The sequence below is a fragment of the Micromonospora sp. NPDC049282 genome (assembly GCF_043197045.1).
GTDB lineage: Bacteria > Actinomycetota > Actinomycetes > Mycobacteriales > Micromonosporaceae > Micromonospora.
This window is the reverse complement of record NZ_JBICSL010000001.1, coordinates 418,651-433,743: the sequence shown is the minus strand read 5'-3', so window position 1 is coordinate 433,743 and position 15,093 is coordinate 418,651. Positions and strand designations below refer to the sequence as shown.

The 15,093-nt window shown below is 72.9% G+C and carries 15 protein-coding genes and 2 tRNA genes; 9 read left to right on the top strand and 8 right to left on the bottom strand.

From position 1 onward, the window contains the following. Positions 1–16: 16 nt before the first annotated feature. On the top strand, positions 17–787 hold the full coding sequence (gene cbiQ, locus ACGFI2_RS02015; protein WP_393509107.1) for a cobalt ECF transporter T component CbiQ: 771 nt from the start codon (positions 17–19) through the stop codon (positions 785–787). Next, the gene (locus ACGFI2_RS02010; RefSeq protein WP_393509104.1) at positions 784–1,551 is read left to right on the top strand and encodes an energy-coupling factor ABC transporter ATP-binding protein; all 768 of its coding nucleotides are present in this window, start codon (positions 784–786) and stop codon (positions 1,549–1,551) included. The genes cbiQ and ACGFI2_RS02010 overlap by 4 nt, the downstream gene beginning before the upstream one ends. 166 nt (positions 1,552–1,717) lie before the next feature. On the opposite strand, the gene ACGFI2_RS02005 is transcribed toward ACGFI2_RS02010, so the two are convergent. Genes ACGFI2_RS02005 through ACGFI2_RS01990 form a run of 4 tightly spaced genes read right to left on the bottom strand, consistent with a single transcriptional unit; the run spans position 1,718 to position 4,652 of the window. Continuing rightward, positions 1,718–2,806, bottom strand: coding sequence for a hypothetical protein (locus ACGFI2_RS02005; protein WP_393509101.1), 1,089 nt, complete (start codon positions 2,804–2,806; stop codon positions 1,718–1,720). Beyond that, a complete protein-coding gene (locus tag ACGFI2_RS02000; RefSeq protein ID WP_393509098.1) occupies positions 2,803–3,519 on the bottom strand; it encodes a DsbA family protein in 717 nt (238 codons plus the stop codon). Before ACGFI2_RS02000 ends, ACGFI2_RS02005 begins: the two co-directional genes overlap by 4 nt. Beyond that, entirely contained in the window at positions 3,512–4,033 is a 522-nt protein-coding gene (locus tag ACGFI2_RS01995; protein WP_393509095.1) for a MauE/DoxX family redox-associated membrane protein, read from the bottom strand. Before ACGFI2_RS01995 ends, ACGFI2_RS02000 begins: the two co-directional genes overlap by 8 nt. A gap of 31 nt (positions 4,034–4,064) precedes the next feature. Continuing rightward, positions 4,065–4,652, bottom strand: coding sequence for a sigma-70 family RNA polymerase sigma factor (locus ACGFI2_RS01990; protein WP_393509092.1), 588 nt, complete (start codon positions 4,650–4,652; stop codon positions 4,065–4,067). Positions 4,653–4,876: 224 nt separating this feature from the next. On the opposite strand from ACGFI2_RS01990, the gene ACGFI2_RS01985 reads away from it, so the two are divergent. The 3 genes from ACGFI2_RS01985 to ACGFI2_RS01975 all read left to right on the top strand — a co-directional run bounded on the left by ACGFI2_RS01985 (position 4,877) and on the right by ACGFI2_RS01975 (position 7,968). Then, positions 4,877–6,544, top strand: a complete 1,668-nt coding sequence (locus ACGFI2_RS01985; RefSeq protein WP_393509089.1) for a copper resistance CopC/CopD family protein — start codon at positions 4,877–4,879, stop codon at positions 6,542–6,544. Positions 6,545–6,561: 17 nt separating this feature from the next. Next, positions 6,562–7,287 carry a YcnI family protein gene (locus ACGFI2_RS01980; RefSeq protein WP_393509086.1) on the top strand — a complete coding sequence of 242 codons (726 nt, stop codon included), beginning with the start codon at positions 6,562–6,564 and terminating at the stop codon, positions 7,285–7,287. Positions 7,288–7,428: 141 nt separating this feature from the next. Beyond that, positions 7,429–7,968 carry a hypothetical protein gene (locus ACGFI2_RS01975; RefSeq protein ID WP_393509083.1) on the top strand — a complete coding sequence of 180 codons (540 nt, stop codon included), beginning with the start codon at positions 7,429–7,431 and terminating at the stop codon, positions 7,966–7,968. A 103-nt stretch (positions 7,969–8,071) separates the two neighbouring features. Here the strand turns inward: ACGFI2_RS01975 and ACGFI2_RS01970 are convergent, their stop codons facing one another. Beyond that, the gene (locus tag ACGFI2_RS01970) at positions 8,072–9,355 is read right to left on the bottom strand and encodes a glycosyltransferase family 87 protein (RefSeq protein WP_393509080.1); all 1,284 of its coding nucleotides are present in this window, start codon (positions 9,353–9,355) and stop codon (positions 8,072–8,074) included. Between the two features lie 73 nt (positions 9,356–9,428). On the opposite strand from ACGFI2_RS01970, the gene orn reads away from it, so the two are divergent. Both orn and ACGFI2_RS01960 read left to right on the top strand, forming a co-directional pair. Next, positions 9,429–10,019, top strand: coding sequence for an oligoribonuclease (orn, locus tag ACGFI2_RS01965; protein ID WP_393509077.1), 591 nt, complete (start codon positions 9,429–9,431; stop codon positions 10,017–10,019). Positions 10,020–10,109: 90 nt separating this feature from the next. Beyond that, positions 10,110–10,185 (top strand) — tRNA-His (locus tag ACGFI2_RS01960). Positions 10,186–10,236: 51 nt separating this feature from the next. Here the strand turns inward: ACGFI2_RS01960 and ACGFI2_RS01955 are convergent. Together ACGFI2_RS01955 and ACGFI2_RS01950 are read right to left on the bottom strand one after the other, a co-directional pair. Then, positions 10,237–11,541: an Ig-like domain-containing protein gene (locus tag ACGFI2_RS01955; protein ID WP_393509074.1), complete on the bottom strand. Its 1,305-nt coding sequence runs from the start codon at positions 11,539–11,541 to the stop codon at positions 10,237–10,239. 190 nt (positions 11,542–11,731) lie between these two features. After that, entirely contained in the window at positions 11,732–13,003 is a 1,272-nt protein-coding gene (locus ACGFI2_RS01950) for an Ig-like domain-containing protein (RefSeq protein WP_393509071.1), read from the bottom strand. A 187-nt stretch (positions 13,004–13,190) separates the two neighbouring features. Between ACGFI2_RS01950 and ACGFI2_RS01945 the strand changes: the two genes are divergently transcribed. Next, a tRNA-Lys gene (locus ACGFI2_RS01945) sits at positions 13,191–13,266 on the top strand. 408 nt (positions 13,267–13,674) lie between these two features. Here the strand turns inward: ACGFI2_RS01945 and ACGFI2_RS01940 are convergent. After that, positions 13,675–13,938, bottom strand: coding sequence for a GIY-YIG nuclease family protein (locus tag ACGFI2_RS01940; protein WP_393510054.1), 264 nt, complete (start codon positions 13,936–13,938; stop codon positions 13,675–13,677). Between the two features lie 328 nt (positions 13,939–14,266). Between ACGFI2_RS01940 and ACGFI2_RS01935 the strand changes: the two genes are divergently transcribed. Continuing rightward, positions 14,267–14,578: an RICIN domain-containing protein gene (locus ACGFI2_RS01935; protein ID WP_393509068.1), complete on the top strand. Its 312-nt coding sequence runs from the start codon at positions 14,267–14,269 to the stop codon at positions 14,576–14,578. Positions 14,579–15,093 lie beyond the last annotated feature (515 nt).

Below are 15,093 nucleotides of genomic sequence, written 5' to 3'. Positions count from 1 at the left end.
CCCGAGAGGACGACGAATGGGTGCCGGGCACGGGCATGTGCTCTACCGCGAGTCCGGTTCGCCGGTGCACCGCCTCCCGCCGGAGGTGAAGGTCACCGCGATGGTGCTGTTCACCGTGGCGGTGGTCGCCACCCCGCGGGAGGCGTACTGGGCGTTCGGCGGCTACGCGCTGCTGGTCGCCGTGGTGGCGGCGCTGGCCCGGGTGGGTCCGCGCTGGCTGCTCGGCCGGGCGCTGATCGAGCTGCCGTTCGTGCTGTTCGCGTTCGCGCTGCCGTTCCTCGGCGCCGGGGAGCGGGTCGACGTGGTCGGGCTGAGCCTCTCCGTCGACGGGCTGCACGGGGCGTTCAACATCCTGGCCAAGGGCACGCTCGGCGTACTCGCGTCGCTCCTGCTGGCGGCGACCACGACGACGCGGGACCTGATCCTCGGCCTGGACCGGCTGCGGTGCCCGCAGATCCTCACCCAGATCGCCACGTTCATGCTGCGCTACCTGGAGGTGCTGGTCGGCGAGGCCCGGCGGATGCGGGTGGCCCGGGTGTCCCGGGGCGACGACCCGCGCTTCCTCTGGCAGTTGCGCGGCTTCGCGGCCGGCGTCGGGGCGCTCTTCCTGCGCGCGTTCGAGCGCGGCGAGCGGGTCTACCTGGCGATGGTGTCCCGCGGCTACGACGGCCGGATGCCGGCGGTGTGGCAGGGGGCCGGCGCGGCCACCGCCGGGCAGTGGGCGGTCGCCGCGACGGTCCCGGTGATCGCGGCCTCCATCGCCGCCGCCGCGCTCGTCCTGCAATGATCAGGTACGTGCAGCAGCCGCCCTCCCTGGACGTCCGTGGCGTCCGGTACGCCTATCCGGACGGTCACGTCGCCCTGCACGGGGTGGACCTGACCGTGCCGCGCGGTGACCGGGTGGCGCTGCTCGGGCCGAACGGCGCCGGCAAGACCACGCTGGTGCTGCACCTCAACGGCATCCTCACCCCGACCGAGGGGACGGTCGAGGTGGGTGGCCTGGCCGTGACCCGCGACCGGGACACGCTCGCCGAGGTGCGCCGCCGGGTCGGCATCGTCTTCCAGGACCCGGACGACCAGCTCTTCCTGCCCACGGTGGCGGAGGACGTCGCGTTCGGCCCGGCCAACCTGGGACTGCGCGGGGCGGAGCTGGCGGCCCGGGTCGACGAGGCGCTCGCCGCGGTGGGGATGGGCGAGCACCGGGACCGGGCGCCGCACCACCTGTCGTTCGGGCAGCGGCGCCGGGTGGCGGTGGCCACCGTGCTGGCCATGCGCCCGGAGATCCTGGTGCTGGACGAGCCGTCGTCGAATCTCGACCCGGCGGCCCGCCGGGAGCTGGCGGAGATCCTGCGCGCCCTGCCGGTGACCCTGCTCATGGTCACCCACGACCTGCCGTATGCGGCCGAGCTGTGCCCCCGCGCGGTGATCCTGGACGGCGGCCGGATCGTCGCCGACGCCCCCACCCCCGACCTGCTCGCCGACGAGGCCATGCTCGCGAAACACCGCCTCGAACTCCCCTACGGCTTCGCCCCGCCCGTCCGCCCCTCCTGACCCGCCGCACTCACCCTCGCCGCCCCTCACCCAGCGCCCCCCGCAGCGGCGATCTTGCACTTGTGACCTACGGAATGCGGTCTCTGTCCTGTCATGCGGGGGCCGAATGTGCAAGTTCGCCGAGGTGAGAGGCGCGGGCGAGGTGCGGAGGCAGGGCGGGGACGGGTCAGGGGACGTGGGTCAGGTGGGGGCGTGGGGCGGTGCGGGCGGCGGTGCGCAGGCGGAGCAGGCCGGCGGCGATCGCGCCGGCGCCCGTTGCCAGGGCCACGGTGACCAGGACGCGGGTCAGGGTGGGTGGGCCGGCTGCCGGGGGGACCGAGCGGGACAGCGCGGCGAGGTTGGACACCCCGGCGAACAGGGTGAGGCAGGCGCCGGCGAGCGCCAGGGTGAAGTCGGCGGCCGGCCGGCGGGCCAGCGCGTAGCCGCCGGCGGCGAGCGCGCCGAGGCCGGTCAGCAGCGTCCACACCTGGCCGGTGACCAGCTCGGCCAGCAACCCGCCGAGGCCGGGGGCGCCGGTGTCGAGCGCCCGGCCGACGGTGAGCGCCACGGCGGCCGCGCCGCCCACGGCGAGCACGGCGCCCACCGCGCGCAGCGCGCGCACCCCGGCGGCCGTCCCGCCGGGCACCAGCCCGGCCGCGCCGATCGCCAGGAAACCGAGCGTGGCGGCGACCCACCACGGGTACGGGTCGGGCGGCGGCACCCAGTCCAGCGTGCCGCGTACCTCGGTCGGGGTGTCCCCGGCGCGCAGCGGCACCACCCAGTCGCGGACCCGCTGCTCGCGGCCGGGGTCCGCGGCCACGGCGGCGGGCGGCCCGTCGTCGCGCCAGAGCGTGCGCTGGTCGTGCCAGCGGGCGGTCGGCCCGTCCGCGATCCGCCGCCAGGCCGGCGCGGCGGCCGGGTCGGCCTCGGCCGGGAGCCGGGTCTCGCCGGCGATGGTGCGGTTCAGCCAGGTGGCGGGGGAGCGGCTGTTCTCGTACACCCCGCCGGGACCGATCCGCAGGTACGGCTCGCCTGAGTAGCCGAGCACGGTGACGTCGACACCGGTGCGGTTGGTCAGCTCCAGCCGCGCGCCGGCCTCCACCATCCGGGCGGTCAGCCCGGGCCGCTCCGGTCCGACGCCGGTGACCACGGCCCGGTAGTCGGTGCCGTCGGGCGCGTCCGCGCCGTGCGCGGCGGCCGGCCCGGCGAGCGCCAGCAGGGCGGTGGTCGCGGCGGCGGCAACCAGCGCGGCCCGGCGCAGCGGTACGGGGATCACTTGCCGGCCGCCGCCACGGCCGCCCTGATCCCGTCCGGGCTCTTGTCCTGCAGCTCGGTGCCGTTGACCTTGATGGTCGGGGTGCCGGTCACGCCGGACTTGCCGGCCTCCTCGGTCACGTGCTCGGTCCACGACGTGTAGGTGCCGTCGTTCACGCACGAGGCGAAATCGTCCCGGTTCAGCCCGACTCCCGCGCCGATGTCGATCAGCTCGTCGTTGCTGAGCCCGGCGCTGCCCTCGGCCGGCTGCCGGGCGAAGAGCTGGTCGGTGAACTCGCGGAACTTGCCGCCCTTGGCGGCGCAGCCGGAGGCGGCCGAGGCGCGGGTGGAGTATTCCGTGGTCGAGAAGCGGTTCAGGAACGCGACCGGGTGGAAGACGAGCTTCGCCTTGCCCTCGCCGACGAGCTGGTTGAGGGTCTCGCCGCTGGTCTGCTGGAACTGCTTGCAGATCGGGCAGAGGTAGTCCTCGTAGAGGTCGACGGTGACCGGGCCGCTGCCCTCGACGATGCCGGTGCCGGCGTCGTTGGCGCCCGGCGGGGCGGTGAAGCCGTCCGACTTCTGGGAGGAGTAGACGGCCCAGCCGATGCCGCCGGCGATGACCAGCACGAACACCGCGGCGATGGTGGTCCAGAGGGTGCGCTTGCGCCGCTTCTCCCGGGCGATCTGCTCGCGCACCACCCGGGCCGCGTCCCGGCGTCCCTTGCGACTACTCATCGTCGTCCTCCACGGTGTCGCCCGCCAGCCACCCGTCCACCGAGAACGGGGTGCGGGGCCAGATCAGCAGGAACCCGGCCAGTGCCAGGAACCCCAGGTCCCGGAGGATCTCCGGGAGGTAGCTCGGCGCCTGGCCGGCGCCGAGCTGACCGCCGCTGCCGAAGCACCCGCAGTCGATGGCCAGGCCGCGGGCCCAGGCCGAGGCGATGCCGCTGACGAAGACCACGAGCAGCGCGGCGGAGACGCCGGCGCCGACCCGGGTGGCCAGCCCGGCGAGCAGGAGCAGGCCCAGGGCCAGCTCCACGAACGGCAGCGCCGCCCCGATCACGGTGGCCAGGTCGTACGGCATCACCTGGTAGGCGTTCACGGCCCGGCCGGAGGCGGCCAGGTCACCGACCTTGGCGCCGCCGGCGATCAGCCAGACGGCGGCGAGCCCGAGGCGGGCCGCGACGCCGAGCCAGGGCCGCAGGGCCGGCCAGCGCCCGGCCGGGGTGGTGGAGGGGGTCACAGTCATTCGTCGTCCGAGGGCCACGGATGGTTCCCGCTCATCCGGCCAGCGAGTCGCCGACGGCGTCGACGAGTTCGTCGCGGGCGCGGGCGACCCGGGAGCGGATGGTGCCCACCGGCACCCCCTCCACGTCGGCGGCCTCGGCGTAGGAGAGGCCGAGCAGTTGGGTGAGCACGAACGCGGAACGGCGCTCGGCGGGCAGCCGCCGGACCAGGTCGGCGGCGCCGAGCTGGCCGGCCGGGTCGGGGTGGGGCCGGTCGGTGGCCGCCTGGGCGGCGAGCCGCTCGTCGAGCCGGCGGCGGCGCACCAGCGTGCGCAGGTGGTCGGCGCAGGTCCGCCGGGCGATGCCGAGCAGCCAGGTGCGGGCGGAGGACCGTCCCTCGAAGCCGGGCAGCGCGCGCAGCGCCCGCAGGTAGGTCTCCTGGGTCAGGTCGTCCGCGCTGTCCGGGTCGACCAGGGCGGCGGTGAAGCGCCAGACCTCGGCCTGGGTGGCCCGCACGAAGGCGGCCTGGGCCTCGAGGTCGCCGTGCCGGGCGGCCAGCGCCCAGCCGGTGGCCGTCTCCCGCGCCGCACCGGGACCCGCCCGGTGGCGGTCGGCGGCGGTGTCGCGCGGGGCGGGGATCACGTCACCCGAGGTTACCCGGCGTACCTGTGCGGGACAGGGTCCTTCGGCCCATTCCGTGGTCCGGCACACGTCGGGAACTTTTTCCGCCCGCCCGCCGACTACCCCCGCATGACCTCCGACCAGGCTTCGGTGGCGGCGCGCGCCGCCGCGCCGATCGGCCGCTCCGGCGTGCCCGCCGGAGGTCGGCTCGCCGGGCGCGGTGCGGTTCGGGAACCATGGCGGTCATGACTGCTGCCGTACGCCGCCCGCCCGGGGCCGTCGCCGCCCGCTCCGGGGCCGTCGCCGGGCTGCTGCTCCTCCTGGTCTCGCTGCTGCTCGCCCCGGCCACCCCGGCCAGCGCCCACGCGGTGCTGGTGAGCAGCAGCCCCGCCGCGTCCGCGGTGGTGCCCGAGGCGCCCGCCCAGGTGGTGATCACCTTCAGTGAGGGCGTCCGCAAGGTGCCCGACAAGGTGCGGGTGATCGCCCCCGACGGCTCCCGGGCCGACCGGGGCGAGCCGACGTTCCAGGGCGCGGAGGTCACCATCCCGGTGGACCCGTCCGGTGGACGCGGCACCTACCTGGTGAGCTACCGGGTCATCTCGGCCGACAGCCACCCGGTCTCCGGCGCCTTCACCTACTCGGTGGGCGCGCCGTCCGAGCCGCCGACCGACACCGGCTCGGGCAACCGGGCGAACCCGGTGACCGAGAACACGGTGAAGGTGACGAAGTACGCCGGCTACGTCGGGTTGCTGCTGCTGGTCGGCCCGGCCCTGGTGCTGGCCGCGCTCTGGCCGCGCCGGCTGTCCCGGCGGGGGCCGGGGCGGCTGGTCTGGGCCGGGCTGGGCGTGCTGGTGGCCGCCACGCTCACCGAGCTGTGGCTCCAGGTGCCCTACACCACCGGCGGCGGCCTGTTCGACGTCACCGGGTCCGGGCTGGGCGACGTGCTGGGCAGCGCCTACGGGACCACCCATCTGGTCCGGCTGGGCCTGCTCGCGGCGGCGGCGTTCCTGCTCCGCCCGCTGCTCGCCGGGCCGATCGGCCGCACCGACTCGATCATCCTGGCGGTCCTGGGCGGGGCGGCGCTGTTCACCTGGCCGCTCGCCGGCCACCCGGCCGCGTCGCCGGCGCCGGCGGTGTCCGTGGTGGTGGACGCCATCCACCTGGGCGGGATGGCGGTCTGGCTGGGCGGCCTGGTGATGCTGGCGACGTTCCTGCTGCCCCGGGCGGACGAGCGGGAGCTGGACGCGATCCTGCCGATCTGGTCCCGCTGGGCCGCGCTGGCGGTGGCCGCGCTGCTGCTCGCCGGCACCGTGCAGGGCCTGATCGAGGTGGCCAGCCCGAAGGCGCTCGTCGACACCACGTACGGGCGGCTGCTGCTCGCCAAGATCGTGCTGTTCGCGCTGGTGATCGGCGTGGCCGCGTACTCCCGGGCGCTGGTGCGGCGGCGCGTCGCGGCCGGGCGGCCGGGCGCGATGCGGCGGGCCGTGGTGGCCGAGCTGGCGATCACCGCGGTGGTGCTGGGCCTGTCGGCGACGCTGGTGCAGACCACCCCGGCGCGCACCGCCGCCGCCGACGTGGCCGGCGCGCCGACCGGCTACTTCTCCACCACGCTGAGCAGTCCGGTCTACTCGCTCCAGGTCGAGCTGGACCCGGCCGAGACCGGCAACAACTCGATGCACCTCTACGCCTACACCAAGGACAACCGGCCGCAGCCGGTGCAGGAGTGGAAGGTCACCGCCGCGCTCCCGTCGGCCGGGATCGAACCGATCACGGTGCCGTTGCTGCCGCTCAGCGACAATCACGCGACCGGCGAGGTCAACCTGCCGGCGCGGGGGGACTGGCAGCTCCGCTTCACCGTCCGCACGTCCGACATCGACCAGGCCACGGTGACCGCCACCGTGCCGATCAAGTAAACGGAAGGTCCCATCTGATGATCCGTCTCCGGCGTCCCGCGACCGCCGCCGCGCTGACTCTCGCCGCCGTCACCGCGGCCGTGCTCGGCCTGCCCGGTCCGGCCTCGGCGCACGTCACGATCAACCCGCGGGAGGGTACGCAGGGCGGCTACGGCCGGTTCGCGCTCCGGGTGCCGAACGAGAGCGACACGGCGTCGACCGTCAAGGTGGAGGTGAACCTGCCGGAGAACGCCCCGGTCGGCTCGGTCTCCACCATGCCGGTGCCGGGCTGGACGGTGGCGGTGGAGAAGCGCAAGGTCGACCCGCCGATCGAGGTGCACGGCAGCCAGCTCACCGAGGCGGTCTCCAAGCTCACCTTCACCGCGCCCCCGAACGGCGGGGTGAAGCCGGGCGAGTTCCAGGAGTTCCCGGTCTCGATGGGCCCGCTTCCGCAGGTGGACACCATGGTGTTCAAGGTGCTGCAGACCTACTCCGACGGCAACGTCTCCCGCTGGATCGAGGAGCCGACGCCGGGCGCGGAGGAGCCGGAGAACCCGGCCCCGGTGCTCAAGCTGGTCGCCGCGTCCGCGTCGCCGGGCGCGAGCGCCCCGGCCGCCGCCAAGGCCGACGACGACGATGACGACGCCGACTCCGGCGCCGCCACCGCGTTCGGGGTGGCCGGTCTGGTGGCCGGCCTGGCCGGCCTGGCGCTCGGCGGGTTGGCGTTCGCGCGTACCCGGCGGGAGCCGACCGCGAAGTCCTGAGCGCACCCGCCGTCACCGGCCCGGCGGATCTTCCGCCGGGCCGGTGGTCGTCCCGGGGTCGGTGCGGTGGATATCCGGCGGTCGGACTACCGGCGTCGGTAAGGTCGGCCGGGTAGTTGGCTACCGAGAGGGACGACCCGAATGCGTTTCGTACGCGCGATCGCTGGCATGCTGCTGCTGGCCGTGGGAATTCCGGCGCTGCTGGTGGGCGCCGGTCTCTGGTTCGCCGCCCGGCACGCCGACCCGGCCGGCGGCTTCGCCGCCCGCGCCGGCGGGCTCGACCTGATGCTGCGGGGCGAGCTGCGGGCCGGCTGGTTCCCCGGCGCGGTGTGGGCGCTGCTGGCCGGCGGGGCGCTGCTGGTGATTCTCGCCGCGCTGCTGCTGCTGCGTCCGCACCGGCCGCGCGAGGTGGTCTTCGTGGTCGAGCCGGACCAGGTTCCGGTGCTGGCCGGGCGGCTCGGGATCAGCTCGCTGAGCGAGCTGGGGCGGCAGCCGGGCCCGACGTCCGGGCCGGACCGGCAACTCGTCGCCGTCGGCTCGTCGCCCGGCGGGCGGACCCGCGCGGCCATCTCGTCGGCGCCGAGCCGGCGCCCGGCCACCCTGGCCGACCTGCCGGCCGGACGGGACTGGTCGTGGCCGCCGAGGTCCGGGGCCCGGCCGACCCCGCCGGTCGACGACTGATCACCGACGACTGACGGCCCTCCGCGCTGCCGACGCGGAGGGCCGTCATCACCGGGGGTTATTCGGTGCTACCTGGGTGAGAACTGAGGTAGTTGGGACCAGTTTACCGCCGAACGGCATCATTCGCGAGATCTGTCCGTTCAACGCACACCGCCGACTGGCGGCGGATCGGCAACACGGCCAGCAGCAGCAGGCTGAGCAGCACGTACGCGTTGCGGACGACGAAGTCGACCGGATCGTCGGTGTGCACCGTGCCGGCGCCCCAGTCCTGGAACGTCACCACCCCGTACACGATCACCACGCCCGTGCCCACCGCCAGCGCGAGCAGGCCGCGGCGCCGCCGGACGCCGGTCACGGTCGTGCGGTCGGCGCCCAGCGCCGCGTCCACAAGCACCACCACCGCCGGGATGAACCAGTAGAGGTGGTGCGTCCAGGTGATCGGGGAGATCAGGCCACCCACCAGGCCGGTCAGGGTGAGGCCGGCCAGCGCGTCCCCGGCCCGCGCCGCGCGCGCCGCCCGCCACAGCCCGAGCCCGGCGATCAGCAGCGCCAGCAGCAGCCACGGCAGCCGACCCGGCTCCGCCGGCGCGGTCATCCGGCTGAGCAGGCCGAACAACGACTGGTTGCCGGTGTAGTCGGTGCGACCCACCCGGTCGGTGGCCCACAGCTCGTGGGTCCAGAACCGCCACGAGTCGCCCGGTGCCACCGCCGCCGCCACCAGCGTGGCCACCGCCGCGGTCGCCGCCGCCACCGCCGCCGCCCGCCACCGCCGGGCGGCCAGCAGGTAGAGCACGAAGATGCCGGGGAAGAGCTTGAGCGCCGCCGCCAACCCCACGCCCACGCCGGCCCACCGTCGCCCCTGGGGTACGGCGAACAGCAGGTCGGCCAGGATCAGCACCACCAACAGCATGTTGATCTGGCCGAGCGTGATCGTCTCCCGGGTGCTCTCCACCGCCAGCACCAGCAGCACGGCCACCGTCAGGCCGAAACCGCGGGGCAGGTGGTGCCGCCGCAGCACCGGCAGCACCAGCCAGCGGGTGGTCACCACCACGCCGGCCAGCGTCAGCACCACGAAGGCGGCGATGGCGACCCCGAGCGGCAGCCACGCGAACGGCCGCAGCAGCAGCGCCGCGAACGGGGGATAGGTGAAGTAGAGCGCGCCCTGCACCCGGTCCGGCTGGACGTAGTCGTAGAGCGGTTGACCGGCCGCCCACCAGTCCATCGCCCGCATGTAGATCTTCAGGTCGTAGTAGTCGTGCCGCAGCGCGGGCAGGTAGAGCGCCGGCAGCAGGGCGGCCAGCGCCAGCACCGTGACCACCCGCCGGGCCGTACGCCCGCCCGCGTCGTCCTGGGCGACGGCGGGTGGGGCGACGGGTTCGGCTGGCACGGGGAAACCCTAGCGGTCCACCTGGCCGACCGTGCCGAGGCGCGGGCGCATCGGCGGCGCGTAGTCTGTTCCGGTGGCTGATCTTCTCGTCTGGATCGATTGTGAGATGACCGGGCTGGACCTGCGTCGGGACGCCCTGATCGAGGTCGCCGCGCTCGTCACCGACCCCGACCTGAACGTGCTCGGGGAAGGCGTGGACGTGGTGATCCACGCCGACGACGCGGCGCTGGACGGCATGCCGGAGATCGTGCGCACCATGCACGCCAAGTCCGGCCTGACCGAGGAGGTACGCCGCTCCACGGTCACCCTGGCCGAGGCCGAGGACATGGTGCTCGACTACGTGACCGCGCACGTGAAGGATCCGCGCACCGCGCCGCTGTGCGGCAACTCGATCGCCACCGACCGGGGCTTCCTGGCCCGCGACATGACCCGGCTCGACGCCCACCTGCACTACCGGATGATCGACGTCTCCTCGATCAAGGAGCTGTGCCGGCGCTGGTACCCGCGGGTGTATTTCGGCCAGCCGCAGAAGGGCCTGGCCCACCGGGCGTTGGCCGACATCCGGGAGAGCATCCGGGAGTTGGAGTACTACCGGCGGACCCTGTTCGTGCCGCTGCCCGGGCCGGACGTGGAGACCGCGAAGGGGATCGCCGCGCAGCTCTGACGCCGGGCCGGAACCCGGTGGACGGGGCCGGCCGGGGTGGGGCTATTATTGGTCCGCGCACCGCCCGGGTCGACCGGAGTGGCGAGCATGGTGGCTGTAGCTCAGTTGGCAGAGCACCGGGTTGTGGTCCCGGTTGTCGTGGGTTCAATTCCCATCAGTCACCCCAACGACGAAGCCCTCTCCTCCGGGAGAGGGCTTCGTCGTGTTGCGGGGTCGATCAGGCGGTCGGCTCGGGGCTGGGCGTCCCGTCCACCGGGCCGGCCTCGTCGCCGGGCGCGGCCGGCGGCTCGTACGGCAGGGCGCTGCCCTTGACGTACTCGTCCCAGCTCATGTTCCAGTCGGTCCAGCCGTTGCCGTTCTGCAGCTTGCGCTCGGTGCCCTTGACCGTGATCGGGTCGCCCAGGCGGGTGTTGGCGAACAGCCAGTTGCCGTCCTTCATCGAGACGTTGACGCAGCCGTGCGAGACGTTCGAGCGGCCCTGCACGCCCTCGGACCACGGCGCCGCGTGGATGAACTCGCCGCCCCAGGTGAGCCGCTGGGCATAGTCGATCTCGGTGCGGTAGCCCTCCTCCGGGCCCAGCTCCTCCATCGTGTCGAAGACGGTGTGCCGGAGCTTCTCGATCACCACCATGGTGCCGCTGGACGAGGGGGTGCTCTTCTTGCCGAGGCTCACCAGGATCGTCTTGACCGCCTTGCCGTCCTTGGTGACCGTCATCCGCTTGGTGCGGTTGTCCACGGTCATCACGAACGACGGGCCGATCTTGACGTCGACGGTCAGGTCGGAGCGGCCGTACCAGCCGTCGCCGAGCGGCAGCCCGGCCGCCTGCACCCGGTAGGAGACGGTGCTGTTGGCCTTCCAGAACGTCTTCGGCCGGTAGTGCACCTCGGTCGGGCTGATCCAGCGCCAGATGCCCTCCTGAGCCGGCGTGGCGGTCACCGTCATCCGGCGCTGCATGTCGTCGCGGTAGTCCGGTGGGATGGCCCGGCCGAACTTCACGATCAGCGGCATGCCCACGCCGACGACCTGGTTGTCGCCGAGGAAGCTGGTCACCCGCACCTGCTTGGCCGGCTTCGCCATGGTGGTGAACGTGCTGGTGGCGGTGGCCGGCTTGCCGTCGTCGCCGGTGGCGGTCACGGTCGCCGTGTAGGTCTGGGCGTAGGCCAGGGCACCGGCCGGCTGCCAGCTCTTCCCGTCGGCGGCGAGCGTGCCCTCGACGGCCTTGCCGGCGGAGTCCTTCAGCTCGACGGCGGTCTGCTGCGCCTCGGTCGTGCTGAAGGTGATGGCGGTGGTCGCCGGCACGTCCTTGGCGTCCGCGGCCGGCTCGCTGATGGTGGCCGCCGCCTTCGGGGCCTTCTCGCCGCCGTCTCCGCCGCCCTGCCAGCTCGACGGCTTTCCGTCGCCACCGCCGGTGCAGGCGGACGTCAGAGCCATGGCGGCGGCGAGCACCGCCGCGGCGAGAGCGCGGCGCCCGCCGCGGCGGGCGCTCCCGCCGCGGATCAGTTCGTCCTGGCCAGCTCGCATGATTCCCTCACAAGTGTCATGCCCGGTCCCCATCGTCTCTGGTGAGACGCGCCGGGCCGGCAACCCGTTGCCGGGAGTGAACCGGAACACCCCGGTGACGATGTAACGATTCTGTTGTCGCCCGGCGCTTCGTGGTGGGGACGACTCCCGGCGGCTGCCGGAGGAAGCGCGTCCGACCACGTTACGCCGGTCAGAACGGCGAGCCCTGCCCGCCCTTCGGCACCGGCAGGGCGCTGCCGGCGGTGAACTGCGACCAGCTCATGCTCCACGCCGTCCAGCCGTTGCCCGGCACCACCGGCCGCTCGGTGCCCTTCACCGTGATCGGGTCGCCGACAAGCGTCTTGCCGAACAGCCACCGGCCCTCGGCCATCGACACGTTGACGCAGCCGTGCGAGACGTTGCGGCGGCCCTGCACCCCCTCGGACCAGGGGGCCGCGTGGATGTACTCGCCGCCCCAGGTGATCCGCTGGGCAAAGTCGATCTTCGTCACGTACTGGTTGTCCGGGTCCGGCTCGTCGCGGGTGTCGAAGACCGTGGACTCCTTCTTCTCCATCACCACCATGGTGCCGCTGGAGGAGGGGGTGCTCTTCTTGCCCAGGCTCACCGGCAGGGTGCGGATCACCGCGCCGTTCTCCGAGACGGTCATCCGCTTGGTCGCGTTGTCCACCGTCATCTCGAACGCCCGGCCGATCTTCGCGGTGGCGCTCCGGTCGACGTTGCCGTAGCGGCCGTTGCTGAGCGGGATCCCGGCCAGCGCCAGCCAGACCGTGATCGTGGTGCCGGTCTTCCAGTATTCCGGGGCCCGGTAGTAGGCCTGCGTGCCGTTGTAGAGCCAGTGCCACGCGCCGGGCTGCGGCGGGTCGGTCTGCACGAACATCCGCTTCTGCACCGCGGCCCGGTCCTTCTTCGGGATGCCGGGCGAGAACTCCGCGACCACGGGCATGGCCACGCCGTACGTCTTGCCGCTGAACAGGTAGAGCCCGGAGCCGATCATCGACTTCGGCTTGGCCATCGTGGTGAAGGTGCTGGTGCCCTGGTGGGTGGCGCCGTCCTTGCCGGTCCCGGTGACCGTGGCGGTGTACTTCGTGCCGTACTTCAGCGGGGCCGACGGCACCCAGCCGGTGCCGTCGCGCCGCATCCGCCCGCTGACGGCGGCGCCGGCGGCGGTGGTGAGCACCACCTTCGACACCGTGCCACCGCCCGGGATCCGCGCGCTGATCTCGGTGCTCGCCGGCCGGCCGGTCGCCCCGTCGGCCGGAGCCACCGCCAGCGGCGGCGCGGCGGAGGCCGCGTCGCTCGGCGAGACGCTCGGATCCGGCGCGGTGGACGAGACGCCACCGACCTCCTGCTGGCCGGGCACGAAGGCCGGCTTCTCCTCGTCGCCGCCGCACCCGGTCAGTGCCAGCGACGCCGTGAGGACCAGGACGCCCACCATCGCCCCGGCCCGCGCGAACCTGCCCATGCCCACCCCTGTCGTAGCGTGCCTGGCGGACATCGTGCCCCATCGACGCCAAGCACCCGGCCCCCGGATCGGCGCCGCCAGCTGTTTTAGGTGCTTTTGCCGGTTAAGCTCGACCGAAGGGGGGAGCCCGGTATCGGATTGGAACCCGCCTCAGCGGGCATGCTAAGGTACTTCCCGTTGTCAGCGAGCGCCGCTAGCTCAACTGGCAGAGCAGCGGACTCTTAATCCGCGGGTTCGGGGTTCGAGTCCCTGGCGGCGCACCACCAAAAGGGCTCTGACCTGGGGTTTCACCCTGGGTCAGAGCCTTTTTGCATTTCTGTTCGTGGTTCGGTGTCTCGGTGGGTGCGCCTGCGGTGGATTTCAAGCCAGATGCGCTGAAAGAGTTCATCCTCTCCAACGAGGAGGCCCTGCTCGCGGTGTAGGGCAGGCTGGCCGCCCGTGCTTGGGTCGAGTTCGAACTTGTATCGGAAGGAAGGCCCGAGGGTGGCCGTCGCGTCGGACGGCGATGTGCCGCCCGGCCCTGGCCTGGCTCAAGTTCATCGATACGCCGTATCTCCTTGGCGAAGCGGCCCACGGTGGTCGGCATGGCGGTCGTGCTCAGCGGCACGGGGAGACGGCGGACGCCAGGCCAAGGTGCGCCGTACTGGCGTTCCCAACGAAGTGCCCGTTGATCAGGGTTGCCGTTCTACGGGTGACAGCCGAGCTTGAGCGCGCTGGGCGCCGCGGAGTGCGGAAAGCTGGCTGTGGAAAGAGCCATCCCGATTCTGGTCCAGGTTCAGCGGCAGTACATGTGATCGGATCAACTCTTCTTCGAGTGCCCATGGCTGCTCTGCCGGGGTCCACACGACTCGGGCGTGGTCGGCCATCCAGGCGCTGAGCCGCTTTTCTCCGTCTCGGCCGAACGTCAGCCGGCTTCCGTTCCCGACCCGCCGCAGGCCAATCCCCAGGTCTTCAGCGAAATGCGAGCCGAGGGGCGATCCTGGCCGCCATGGTCCTGGCCACGGTCGGCGCGTACGTCGTCACGAACGCGACACCGGCCGCCGCGGCCACCACCGCCGGCTGCGGCAAGGCCCCGGGGCTGAACAGCGGCACTCACACCATCCAGAGCGGCGGCAAGAGCCGCAGCTTCATCCTTCGACTTCCCGACAGCTACAACAACACCTACCCGCACCGGCTGGCCTTCGGGTTCCACTGGTTGGGTGGCACCGGCAGTCGAGCCGTTGCATCGACGTCGCCAACTCCAGCACGAGCAACGGCACCCGGGTGCAGCTGTGGGACTGCCACGGCAACAACAACCAGCGCTGGACCCACACCGCCAACCGCACCCTGACCGTCTACGGCAACAAGTGCCTGGACGCCAGCGGGTCGGGCACCAGCAACGGCACCGTCGTCCACATCTGGGACTGTCACGGCGGTGCGAACCAGCAGTGGAACCTGAACAACAACGGGACCATCACCTCCGTCCAGTCGGGACTCTGTCTGGACGCCGTCGGCGCCGGCACCGCCAACGGGACGCAACTCAACCTGTGGGCGTGCAACGGAGGCGGCAACCAGAAATGGGCTACCCGCAGCTGACAGTCCGACAACCCCGTACCACCATGGCACGGCGGTGAGGCGGGGTGGCGGCCAGTTCCTTCGGCCGCCACCCCGCCGGGCCGGGATTACAACTTCTCTTCGCCCCACAGTCATCGATGGGTCCGGACGCGGTACCGGCAGCTTGCCTGGGTGAGGCAAGCGGCTGCCCAGGCCGAACCATGCTGCCGCTCCTCGGTGCGTGGACGCGCCTACGGCGTGGTCGGCTTGCCGCCGTGCTCCGGGGCGCGGTGTCGGCAGATTGGGCAGGCCAGCTGGCCCCATCGCGAACGTGCAGGTGGCTGGGCCAGAACACATTGCAAATAGGCGAGCATCGATCAGCTTGTCCCAGAAGAAGTTGGACTGGGCATCGTCCGACTCGACATCGGCGCGGACTGCCCGCTCACGGTCGCGGTCACCTGCCTCGGACCACGGAACCCCGGCAAACAGCTCGACGACACCGTCACCCTTCTGACCGCCGACTGGAACTCCTTCGGTGTCGACTCCCACTACGACCC